The organism is Alitibacter langaaensis DSM 22999 (assembly GCF_003096995.1).
GTDB lineage: Bacteria > Pseudomonadota > Gammaproteobacteria > Enterobacterales > Pasteurellaceae > Exercitatus > Exercitatus langaaensis.
The window spans coordinates 1-11,245 of the sequence record NZ_QENU01000025.1; the positions used below are offsets into that span (position 1 = coordinate 1).

Annotated in this window: 12 protein-coding genes and 1 pseudogene; 5 read left to right on the forward strand and 8 right to left on the reverse strand. The window is 39.8% G+C overall.

Going from position 1 to position 11,245, the window contains the following annotated elements; all coding sequences use genetic code 11:
- From C8D76_RS09690 to C8D76_RS09700, 3 genes and pseudogenes are all read right to left on the reverse strand, one after another.
- Nucleotides 1–101 (reverse strand): annotated as a pseudogene (locus C8D76_RS09690) (IS1595 family transposase); the annotation flags it as partial.
- 71 nt (nt 102–172) lie between these two features.
- Nucleotides 173–1,246, reverse strand: coding sequence for a recombinase RecA (gene recA / locus C8D76_RS09695; protein WP_116632569.1), 1,074 nt, complete (start codon nt 1,244–1,246; stop codon nt 173–175).
- Between the two features lie 177 nt (nt 1,247–1,423).
- The gene (locus C8D76_RS09700; RefSeq protein WP_116632570.1) at nt 1,424–1,990 is read right to left on the reverse strand and encodes an anthranilate synthase component II; all 567 of its coding nucleotides are present in this window, start codon (nt 1,988–1,990) and stop codon (nt 1,424–1,426) included.
- Between the two features lie 98 nt (nt 1,991–2,088).
- Between C8D76_RS09700 and C8D76_RS09705 the strand changes: the two genes are divergently transcribed.
- A complete protein-coding gene (locus tag C8D76_RS09705) occupies nt 2,089–3,066 on the forward strand; it encodes an aminodeoxychorismate synthase component I (protein ID WP_116632578.1) in 978 nt (325 codons plus the stop codon).
- 2 nt (nt 3,067–3,068) lie between these two features.
- Nucleotides 3,069–3,653 (forward strand): aminotransferase class IV family protein, encoded by a 585-nt coding sequence (locus C8D76_RS09710; RefSeq protein ID WP_116632571.1) that lies wholly within the window; start codon nt 3,069–3,071, stop codon nt 3,651–3,653.
- Here C8D76_RS09710 and C8D76_RS09715 read toward each other — a convergent pair.
- The 5 genes from C8D76_RS09715 to tusA form a co-directional block, all read right to left on the reverse strand.
- On the reverse strand, nt 3,628–4,491 hold the full coding sequence (locus C8D76_RS09715; RefSeq protein WP_116632572.1) for a Dam family site-specific DNA-(adenine-N6)-methyltransferase: 864 nt from the start codon (nt 4,489–4,491) through the stop codon (nt 3,628–3,630). The two genes, C8D76_RS09710 and C8D76_RS09715, sit on opposite strands and share 26 nt — an antisense overlap.
- 5 nt (nt 4,492–4,496) lie before the next feature.
- Complete coding sequence (gene aroB / locus C8D76_RS09720) at nt 4,497–5,585, reverse strand: 3-dehydroquinate synthase (RefSeq protein WP_116632573.1); 1,089 nt, start codon at nt 5,583–5,585, stop codon at nt 4,497–4,499.
- A gap of 15 nt (nt 5,586–5,600) precedes the next feature.
- Nucleotides 5,601–6,128: a shikimate kinase AroK gene (aroK, locus tag C8D76_RS09725; RefSeq protein ID WP_116632574.1), complete on the reverse strand. Its 528-nt coding sequence runs from the start codon at nt 6,126–6,128 to the stop codon at nt 5,601–5,603.
- Nucleotides 6,129–6,330: 202 nt separating this feature from the next.
- Nucleotides 6,331–7,710, reverse strand: coding sequence for a hexose-6-phosphate:phosphate antiporter (gene uhpT / locus C8D76_RS09730; RefSeq protein WP_116632575.1), 1,380 nt, complete (start codon nt 7,708–7,710; stop codon nt 6,331–6,333).
- 300 nt (nt 7,711–8,010) lie between these two features.
- On the reverse strand, nt 8,011–8,250 hold the full coding sequence (gene tusA / locus C8D76_RS09735; protein WP_116632576.1) for a sulfurtransferase TusA: 240 nt from the start codon (nt 8,248–8,250) through the stop codon (nt 8,011–8,013).
- A gap of 74 nt (nt 8,251–8,324) precedes the next feature.
- On the opposite strand from tusA, the gene C8D76_RS09740 reads away from it, so the two are divergent.
- From C8D76_RS09740 to hemG, 3 genes are read left to right on the forward strand one after another with little or no spacing between them, the layout of a single operon-like run.
- Nucleotides 8,325–8,930 carry a YigZ family protein gene (locus C8D76_RS09740; protein WP_116632579.1) on the forward strand — a complete coding sequence of 202 codons (606 nt, stop codon included), beginning with the start codon at nt 8,325–8,327 and terminating at the stop codon, nt 8,928–8,930.
- A gap of 10 nt (nt 8,931–8,940) precedes the next feature.
- On the forward strand, nt 8,941–10,404 hold the full coding sequence (locus C8D76_RS09745) for a TrkH family potassium uptake protein (RefSeq protein WP_165814369.1): 1,464 nt from the start codon (nt 8,941–8,943) through the stop codon (nt 10,402–10,404).
- Nucleotides 10,404–10,919 carry a menaquinone-dependent protoporphyrinogen IX dehydrogenase gene (gene hemG / locus C8D76_RS09750; protein WP_116632577.1) on the forward strand — a complete coding sequence of 172 codons (516 nt, stop codon included), beginning with the start codon at nt 10,404–10,406 and terminating at the stop codon, nt 10,917–10,919. Before C8D76_RS09745 ends, hemG begins: the two co-directional genes overlap by 1 nt.
- Nucleotides 10,920–11,245: the final 326 nt, after the last annotated feature.

An 11,245-nucleotide genomic window follows, 5' to 3' on the forward strand; every position in this document is an offset into this window, starting at 1 on the left:
CCAAGTAAATCTGCAGCTGAGCGAGCCGTGACTTCTAGCACAAAAAATTCAAGTAATTTTCTCTGTATAGATTTCTTTAGTTTACAATGAGTTATCTTCATTTTTGTAGATTAGCATAGTACCTAATCTACGTCAGCCCCTAAAACTTTGTAACATAAAGACAAACAAAGAATTATTCGAAATCTTCTCCAGCGAGATCGTCATCAGCGTCATTTTTTGAGCCTTCTAGATCTGCGATGAGTGCTTTCTCAGGATTTGCTTGGAATTCTGCCCGAATACGCGCTTCTAATTCTGCTGCTTTTTCAGGGTTTTCAGTGAGCCATTTCATTGCGTTCGCTTTGCCTTGACCAATCTTATCGCCTTCATAAGAGAACCAAGCTCCTGCTTTTTGGACGAATTTATGTTTCACCCCAAGCTCAATTAATTCTCCATTTTTAGAGATACCTTCGCCATACATAATTTGGAAATCTACGGTGCGGAATGGTGCGGCCAGTTTATTTTTCACAACTTTCACACGAGTTTCATTACCGATAATCTCTTCACCATTTTTCACTGAACCCACACGGCGAATATCTAGGCGCACAGATGAATAGAATTTCAATGCATTACCACCTGTTGTAGTTTCTGGATTACCAAACATTACACCAATTTTCATACGAATTTGGTTAATAAACACGACCAAGCAGTTCGATGATTTGATTTGACCGGTTAATTTACGCAATGCTTGCGACATTAAACGGGCTTGTAAACCAACGTGGGCATCTCCCATATCGCCTTCGATTTCGGCTTTTGGTGTTAAGGCTGCTACGGAATCCACAATAATGACATCAATCGCGCCAGAACGTACTAATGCATCACAGATTTCAAGGGCTTGCTCGCCGTTATCTGGTTGAGAAATAAATAATTCTTTTACATCAACACCTAATTTAGCGGCATAAATAGGATCAAGAGCGTGTTCTGCATCGATAAATGCACAGACTTTGCCTGCTTTTTGTGCTTGTGCAATAACAGAAAGGGTTAGGGTTGTTTTACCTGAAGATTCAGGCCCATAAATCTCAACGATACGCCCCATTGGCAATCCGCCGATACCTAATGCGACATCTAATCCGATTGAACCAGTGGAAATTGACTCTACATCAAGCGTTTGCGTATCGCCTAATTTCATGATCGCACCTTTACCGAATTGTTTTTCGATTTGACCCAGTGCCGCAGCCAGTGCTTTTGCTTTATCTTCTTGAGATGCCATTGTAAATTCCTTGTAAGTGTCGTAAATGTAGATTAAACCGTATAAGCTGATTTATCTGTAAATTTGAGCATATAATATCTGTTTTAAAAAACAGTATCAAGCGTTTTTTTGATCTTTACTTTAAAACGATGATCTTCATTCCAAAATCAAAAATGAAGCATTGATTTTTAATCATATTTAATGCTGTAAAAAATTGTCGAGCAGCTGTTTGCCGTATTCGGAAATATAAGATTCGGGATGAAACTGCACGCCATATATGGGCAATGTTTTATGCTCAAACGCCATAATAATGCCTTGTTCACAAATGGCTGTAACTCTCAGTTGCGCAGGAAAATTTTGCTCTGCCACTGCCCAAGAATGATATAGCCCAATTTGAAATTGGTTTGGTAAGCCCAAAAATAATTGAGAATTTGACCGCACTTTGAGTTGGCGGGCATAACCATGACGAACATCTGGTAAGTTATATAGTGTTGCTCCAAAATATTCACACAGGGTTTGATGCCCTAGACAAACGCCTAAAATGGCTTTTTGCTTATGGAAACGATCTAACATCGCAAACAGCTGCGGATAGGCTCGTGGCACGTCAGGCTCTGGCGAGATCAAAATATGGATAAACTTTTCTATTTCATCTAAATTGAGATCTTCCACGTTGACTACCTGAAAATCGACATTTAACTGGCGACTGAGATCGACTAAATTGTAGGTGAATGAATCGTGATTATTAATAATGAGTAAGCGTTGCATGATATTTCCAGCTGAAAGTTTCCGTGCAATTATAAATGATCTTTACTAAAAATTCGGCTACACTTCGCCATTATTTGAGCCAATTTTCGTGGTTGATTATGTTGCTAAAAGACTTTGAACAACAAGCTAATTTATGGGGAAAATCTCGCCAGCCCTTTTTCTTTCTGATTGATTTTGAAATGAAAAAGCCCGTGATTTGTTCGCTTGAAGAGGCGATAACATTGGGCATTCAATTTAATTTGCGCGGTGTGTCAAATGTTGATGCTGCCAATAGTTTTGCTATGACTGAGCCTTATCAAATGCACGCTAAATCCGTGGACTTGGCGGTTTATAAGCAAGGGTTTGACGCGGTGCAAACTGAATTGCAAAACGGCAATTCCTATTTGTTAAATTTGACTTATGCCACACCGATTGAGATGAATTATTCATTTGAGCAAATTTTTCACCGTGTGCAGGCGAGTTATAAATTATGTTTTAAAGATGAGTTTGTGTGCTTTTCGCCTGAATGTTTTGTGCGTATTGGTCAGAATCAAATTTCCACTTATCCAATGAAGGGGACTATTCGGGCAAATGTGCCGCAAGCTGAGCAACAGTTACTCTCGTCTGAAAAAGAACAATGTGAGCATTACACCATTGTTGATCTAATGCGTAATGATCTGGCTATGGTGGCGGAAAATATTCGCGTTAATCGTTTTCGTTATGTGGAAAAAGTGGGGAATGATGAGCAAGCCATTTTGCAAACAAGTTCGGAGATTGTCGGCGATCTCACGGAAAATTGGCAGAAAAATATCGGTTCTATATTATTGCGATTATTGCCCGCAGGGTCTATCAGTGGTGCACCAAAAGAAAGAACGGTGCAGATTATTCAGCAAGCAGAAAAACAAGATCGAGGTTATTATACGGGGATCTTTGGCGTTTTTACTGGCGAAAGTTTAGACAGCGCGGTGGCGATTCGTTTTATTGAAAAACAGAATGGAAAGATGTATTTTCGTAGCGGTGGCGGAATTACAAGGCATAGCCAGCTGAATGATGAATACCGTGAATTGCAACAAAAAGTTTATGTGCCGCTAGGGTAATTATGCATTTTCCATTGTTTGAAACCATTTGTATTGCGCAACATCAGATCCAAAATATCGCCTATCATCAGCAACGCTATGAAAATGCCTTGCGACATTTTTATGGAAAAAGTGCGGTCAAAATTTATGATTTTTTAGCAATTATTCAACAATCTGCGGATTTTCCAACCGAACTTTTATCGCCAGTAACACGTTGTCGAATTGCCTATAATGCGACCGACTATCAGATCCAATTTTTTCCTTATCAACCTAAATTAATTCAAACTTTTAAGCCGATTGTCTGCGATGACATTGATTACAATTTTAAAATTTCTGATCGCACTTTGCTCAACACATTATTTGCACAGCGCGGCGATTGTGATGAGATTATGATTATTAAACAGGGCAAAGTGACGGATTGTAGTATCGGCAATCTCTGTTTTCGCCGTGGCGAACGTTGGTTCACCCCCGATTCGCCATTATTGGCTGGGACGCAGCGACAAGCTTTATTAGAAAAAGGAATAATTCAAGAAGTACCGATTTTCGCCGATGATATAGAAGATTTTGACGAAATTCGTCTAATTAACGCGATGAATGGGTTGGCGTAAAGACCGCAATTAATTCGCCGACTTTTAAGCGTTTTTTCGGGGTTTGGCTGATAGAGCGTTGCACTCGTAATTTACGGCATTTGGCACCACGATAAATTTCACGGGTAAATTTGGTGTCGTGATTGGAAATCAGCACCGTTTGCGAACTTTGTTTCGCTAATTCTGCCAAGGCTTTTTGATCTTCCAAAGAAAACCCAGTGCCAGAATAATGGGTGAAATTGCTATCTTGAATGAGTGGCGCATAGGGCGGATCGCAATATACTGCGCAGTGTTCATCCACCATTTCAAAAGTGCGGTGAAAATCTTGGCAAATAAAGACCGCACTTTGTGCTTTTTGCGCGAAGAAACGCAACTCGACTTCGGGAAAATAATGGGTTTTGTATGCACCAAAAGGCACATTGAATTCATTTTTTGCGTTGTAGCGGCACAGCCCGTTAAAGCCAAAACGGTTGAGATACACGAACAAGACAGCGCGTTTGAAAATATCTTGCGAATGATTAAATTCATCACGGCGAGCATAATAATATGCTGCAGTATTCGCATCGGGATGAAAAAAAATGGGCTTTAACGCTTCGATATAAGCATTGACATCCGTTTTAACGATATTGAATAAATTGATGAGGTCGGGATTAATATCCGCCAAAATATAGCGTTGAAATTGGGTATTTAAGAAAACTGACCCAGCCCCCACAAAGGGTTCAACCAAACAGTTTTTGCGTTTGGGCAGCAGGCGGTTAATTTCATCCATTATGCGAAACTTACCGCCCGCCCATTTTAAAAATGAGCGGTGTTTGACCGCTTTTGAATTTTTTGTTGCAAGGTGAGACGGTTTTGCCATTGAAATTAGTCAAATTGAGTGCAAGCGCGAATAGCGTCAAGAACAAGAGATTTGTCGGTATCTGTGGCAACATAAGCTTGACCGAGCGATTTCAGCAAAACAAGGCGTAATTTGCCCGCAAGCACTTTTTTATCGCGCATCATATGCGGTAAATAATCTTCTGGTTGCATATTATCTGGGCTGATGGTCGGTAAATTCGCGCGCGCTAATAATTTTTCTAATCGGCCAACATCTTTTTTAGAGATATTGCCAAGCAATTCCGAGAGAGCTGCTGCCATCATTGACCCCACTGCCACCGCTTCACCGTGTAACCAGTTGCCATAGCCTAAATAAGTTTCGATAGCATGACCAAAGGTGTGCCCCAAGTTGAGCAGCGCGCGATCGCCTTTTTCTGTTTCATCACGGGCTACAACATCAGCCTTGATTTGGCAACAACGCGCGATGCAATGTTGCAAATCAGCAGGATTTAATGCCACTAAATTATCAATATGCTGCTCGAGCCATTCAAAAAATGGCAGGTCTAAAATTGCCCCATATTTGATTACTTCAGCAAGACCTGCGTTAATTTCACGTTTAGGCAAGGTGTTGAGCGTTGTGGTATCAATTATCACGCTTATCGGTTGATAGAACGCGCCGATCATATTTTTGCCTAATTCGTGATTAACTGCAGTTTTGCCCCCCACAGAGGAATCCACTTGAGAGAGCAGTGTGGTGGGGATTTGGATAAATCGAATGCCACGTTGATAGCTCGCTGCGGCATAACCTGCTACATCGCCTATAACACCGCCACCCAGCGCGATCAATATGGTATCTCGCCCGTGGTTTTCGCGTAAAAGTGCGGTGAAAATTTCATTCAAAGAATCAAGAGTTTTATATTTTTCACCGTCTTTTAATTGCACTGAACTGACTTGGCAGCCTATTTTTTCAAGGGTTGCAGTAACGGTATGCAAATATAAAGGCGCAATGGTTTCGTTGGTGACAATCATCACTTTATCGCCCGCTGTCAGCGGATAAACTGAGGTTTCAGTTAAAAGATTTTCGCCGATATGAATCGGATAACGGCGTTCTTTTAATTCAACATTGACACACAACATATTTGCTCCTTATTGCTAGATTTGGGTATTATCAATCAAATCAATGATTTGATTTGCCATTAATTTAGCGCTTTGTTCGTCTGTTGGTAATGTAATATCGGCAACTTCTTCATATAACGGATTACGAACTTTGGCTAAATCTTCTAGCACTTTACGCGGATCTTCTGCGCCTTGTAATAATGGACGTTTTTTGTCGCGTTGGGTACGCTCAAATTGTTTATCAACGGTTGTTTCTAAATAAATGACAATTCCACGTGCAGATAAATAATTGCGGTTATCTTTTGAGAGAACGGCGCCACCGCCAGTGGAAAGCACGATGCCTTGTTTTTGGGTGAGTTCATTGATTATACGTTCTTCGCGCTTACGAAAGCCTTCTTCGCCTTCAAGATCAAAAATCCAGCTAATATCTGCACCCGCTCGTTCTTCGATTTCTGCATCTGAATCAATAAATTCCATGCCTAATTGTTGAGCCAACTGACGACCAATTGTGCTTTTCCCCGCCCCCATTGGTCCAACTAAGAAAATATTACGTTTTTCTGCCATTGTTATTTTTCTACTATTTAAATTTTAATGATTTGATCCTAAAACGCCAAAATACAGCGATAAAAATTTTGGATCACCGAAACTGGAGAATTATCGCAATAAATGCCCCTGTATTTCAAGTTTATTCAGGAGATTATTTATTGCGATTTGATTATACAAATAAAAAATGCACGTTGAACGTGCATTTTCTAACAGTGAGTTATTAAGCTTTTGCTTTTTTTAGGCGGCGAATTTTTTTCTCTTCGGCAATCGCAACTAAACCTAATAGCACTAAGCAGGCGATAACAGACATATCGAGGGCTGCAAATGTACCAGACCAACCAGTTAAACCGAAGATTGGCGTGCCATCTGCGATCATGCCTAGACCTAATTTAGCAAAGCTATCGCCAATTAAGTAAGCAAAGGTTCCTTTGATACCATCTGCGACTGCAATACCACGTTTAGGAACGAAGCCTACTGCAGCCACGCCAATTAAGAGTTGTGGACCGAACACCAAGAAACCTAATATGAATAATGCGCCTAAATACATATATTCATTTGTTGCGTGTTGGTAGAACTCAAGCATAAAGATAATTAATACTAACGCGATACAAGCGGTTAAGCCACGGCGACCATTGGCTAAATCCGATAAATATCCCCATAAGAATGTACCGACTAATGCGCCGATTTCAAACAATGCGAAGCCTGAAATTGCCGCTTCTTTAGTGAAGCCTAATTGTTCGTGAGCATAGACAGGAGACCATTGGTCGATACCGATGCGAACGATATATAGGAACACATTTGCAAAACACAGTAACCAAATTACTTTGTTTTTTAACACATAATTCACAAAAATTTGCCATTTTGTGAGATGTTCTTCTTCCGCATGAAGATCTTCTTCAGATATTTCTTCATCAAATAATTCTTCAGCTTTGCCTAAACCATAGGCTTCAGGTGAATCGTTACCGTAACGCAAGCCAATAAAACCAATGATTAATGCAATGATTGATGGGAAAATAAACATACCAATCACATGGCCGTTGAATATGACGTTTGCACCAAATACTGCAACACCTGCGGCTGCAGCCCCACCAACGTTATGAGATAAATTCCAAAAGCCGAGATAAGTTCCGCGTTTTTTGCGTGGTGTCCATTTGGTAATGGTGGAGTAGCTTGATGAACCGCCTGTTGATTGGAAGAAACCGCTGAGTGCGTAAAATGCTACCATTAAGAATAATGCTACACTACCTTGTCCCATACTTGCACTGAAGCCGAGCATACAAAGTGCGGACAAAATGAGCATAAATGGCACGAATTGTTTTGTGTTTTTGCCATCAGCATAGTAAGAAACTACGGTTTTACCCACGCCATAAGTTACGGAGAAACCTAAGCCAATCAAGCCAAGATCTGTCTTAGTCAAACCATAGGTTTCGATCATATCATTTTGTGCGATATTGAAATTCTTACGAATTAAATACATCGCCATATAACCGAAAAATACCACCAAATAAGATTGCATAAAGGGTTTAAACCACATTTTACGACGTTCTTCCACAGGAAGATCGAGCGTGGGTTTTCTCACTTCTTCAAGAAATTTGAGCATAGATACACCTAATTAAATTGTTAAATTATGTTTTTATGGGTAAAAAAAGGGTTGCGATCATCTACTAATTTCTGATGGTTTGCAATAAGAATTTTGTTATTTTGCGTTAGTTATAAGGACGAGCCATCTATAAATGATTATCTGCAAAATAGGGGGGCTGGCTAACTTGGCTAACTTTTAGGGAATACAAACAAAAGGGGATAGTGCAATTTAAAAGACATATCAAAGTCTTGAGAAAACGCGGAACGCAGATTCCCTTTTGAGGAAGGTTAAATCATTGAAATAGCCGAAGAATAAGCTCTATACGCCCTTTTTTACCCAAAAGCGAAAAGGCAAGTTTTCAGTTTCTGATTTCACTAAAGTATGATCCATAAATTGGCAAAAACTAGGAATATCGCGTGTTGTGGCAGGATCATCTGCAGTAATAAGCAGAATTTCCCCTTCGTTCATATGGCGAATTTGTTTGCGCACAAGCATTACAGGTTCTGGGCAACGTAAACCTAATGCATCAAGTTGGTGGTGGACGAGAATGTCATTCATATGTGTATTTCGATTTTTTGTATAATGCAGAGTATAATAGCGTTCTCATCAAATATGGTCAAAAAATTCAACGAATGGAATATTTAATTCCGCAAAGTGCGGTCGTTTTTGAAGAAGAAATTAAGAAAAGCCGATTTATTACTTATCTTCAGCATACAGAAGGATTGGCGCAAGCAAAAGCATTTTGGCAGGAAATAAAATTGCGTCATCCTGATGCACGTCATCATTGCTGGGCAACGGTTGCCGCGCAGCCTAATAATTCGCAAGAACTTGGTTTTTCTGATGATGGCGAACCCGCAGGAACTGCAGGAAAACCGATGCTTGCCGCATTACAGGGGAGTCAAATTGGCGAGATCAGTGCCGTTGTGGTCCGTTATTATGGTGGAATCTTGCTAGGCACTGGCGGTTTGGTTCGAGCGTATGGTGGTGGCGTTCAGCAAGCATTGAAATTGCTGGAAACTGGCGTAAAAGTGGAATATCAACCTTATCAAGTGCGGTGTGATTACGGGCAGATTCAGTGGTTGCAAAATTTATGTGCGAAATATAATGTGCAAATCTTAGAACAGGATTTTCAGCAGAATGTGCAATTCCAGTTAGGCATTAGTGATGATAAACTAATAGCATTTGAGCAAGAATTAACAGAACGCTCGGCGGGTCAGCTAGCGTTAATTAAAATATAGAGAGAATATTGTGCATATATTAGCGATTATTCGCATTGTGGGCATTTTGATTATGTGCTTTTCATTATCCATGTTAGTGCCAGCTTCGGTGGCATTGATTTATGGTGATGGTGGCGGTCGTGCTTTTATCGAAACTTTTTTTTGCTGTTTGTTAGTTGGTGCGGCATTATGGCGTTCTTGCTATCAACACAAAGAAGAATTGCGTTCGCGTGAGGGGTTTTTAATCGTTGTCGGCTTCTGGGCACTGTTGAGTGTTTTAGCCGTGATTCCTTTCTTATTATTTGATGAATTAAATCTCGATTTTCCACAAGCGCTGTTTGAATCCGTGTCTGCGGTAACAACCACTGGAGTAACCTCACTTTCAGGGCTAGATCATTTACCGAAATCCATTTTATTTTATCGCCAATTTTTACAATGGATTGGGGGGATCGGGTTGATCGTTTTAGTGGTTGCTGTAGCACCAATGCTAGGTGTTGGTGGCGGACAGTTAGTGCGAGCAGAATCCGTCAGCCCATCTAAAGATCAGAAAACCTTGCCAAGAATACGAGAAATGGCAAAGCTACTTTGGATCGTTTATAGCGTTGCGACGCTCTGTTGTGCCTTGGCTTATTGGTTTGCAGGAATGAGCCTTTTCGATGCAGTGGCACACAGTTTTTCGACAATATCCAATGGAGGATTATCCACCCACGATGCGAATTTAGGCTATTTCCAAAACTCAGCAATTTATTTAATCACTAGCTTTTTTATGCTATTTGGCGGTTGTAGCTTTGGTTTGCATGCCAAAGCTTTTGCGAATTGGAAACATCAACCGCTTTGGAAAACTTATTTCAGCGATCCAGAATTTCGTTTCTTTTGCATTCTGCAAGCAACCTTTATTGCCATTATGTGTACAGGGCTATATTTGTCATATAAAGATATGTCGATAATGGATGTTTTTGCACAAGGAACAGCACAATTAACCTCAATGTCTATGACCTCAGGTTATACGCTATTTGATTTTAATGAACTTCCCTCTTTCTTAGGTGTGTTTCTTATTTTCACGGCGATTATCGGAGGATGCTCTGGTTCAACGGGGGGGGGACTAAAAATAATTCGAGTTTTGGTTGTTTGGTTACAATTTAAACGAGAAATTAAATACCTTGTTCACCCTAATTTAGTGGTGCCAATTAAAGTCGGAGATACCCTATTATCTCCACGTATTATCGATGGTATTTGGGCGTTTTTAATTGCTTTCTTTTTAACTTATTGGATTTGCGTTTTTGGTGTCATTTTATGTGGTATGGACGGCTCAGATTCAATGGTTTCTGTATTCTCTCTACTAACGAATGCGGGACCAGGATTAGGCTCAGCAAGCACTGGTTTCGAAGGCGTAACGGATTCAGCTAAATACGTTTTATCATTTGCGATGATGGCAGGGCGTTTGGAAATTTTCTCTTTGCTTATTTTATTTAGCCCAACTTTTTGGAAAACATAATGAAAACACTTATTTTATATTCAAGTCACGATGGGCAAACTAAAAAAATCGCACATTTTTTAGCGGAGCAAATTGGCAATAGTGATGTTGCTGATTTAGCACAAAGTGCGGTCAAAAATTTAGAAGAATTTGATCGTATCGTGATTGGGGCTTCCATTCGTTATGGTCATTTCAATAAACAACTTTATCAATTTATTGAAAAGCAGACCGCACTTTTAAATAGCAAAAATACAGCCTTCTTCGGGGTGAATTTAACGGCTCGGAAGGAAGGGAAAAACACGCCCGAAACCAATGTTTATGTTAGAAAATTTCTACAGCGCATTTCTTGGCAGCCTAAATTAGCCGCTGTATTTGCAGGTGCATTACTTTATCCCCAATATCATTGGTTTGACCGAATGATGATCCAATTCATCATGAAACTCACAAATGGCGAGACGGACAGCAGCAAAGAAATTGAATATACAGATTGGGATAAAGTTAAGGAATTTGCTGAATCTATTAAAATGCTGAATTAATAGGCTAATACTGATACTTTTTTAGTATTCTTCCGCAAGATCGCTCAATAAAAAAGCAAACGAAATAAATTTCTAAAAAAGATCTTGCGTGGGAATAAAAAATTTCTATAATGCCACTCCGCAACAGCAAGACGGCTTAGTTAAGACTTAAATTTAAAATAAATTTGAAAATTTAACTTGACGAGAATGATGAGTTTAAATATCATAAATGTCCTTGCTTAATGCAACTGTTCTTTAACAATTTATCAGACAATCTGTGTGGGCACGAGTAAGATTCGTTTTGAAAAAAATTAAAACAGAAACTTAAAGTGCTGAACAAAGTTAAT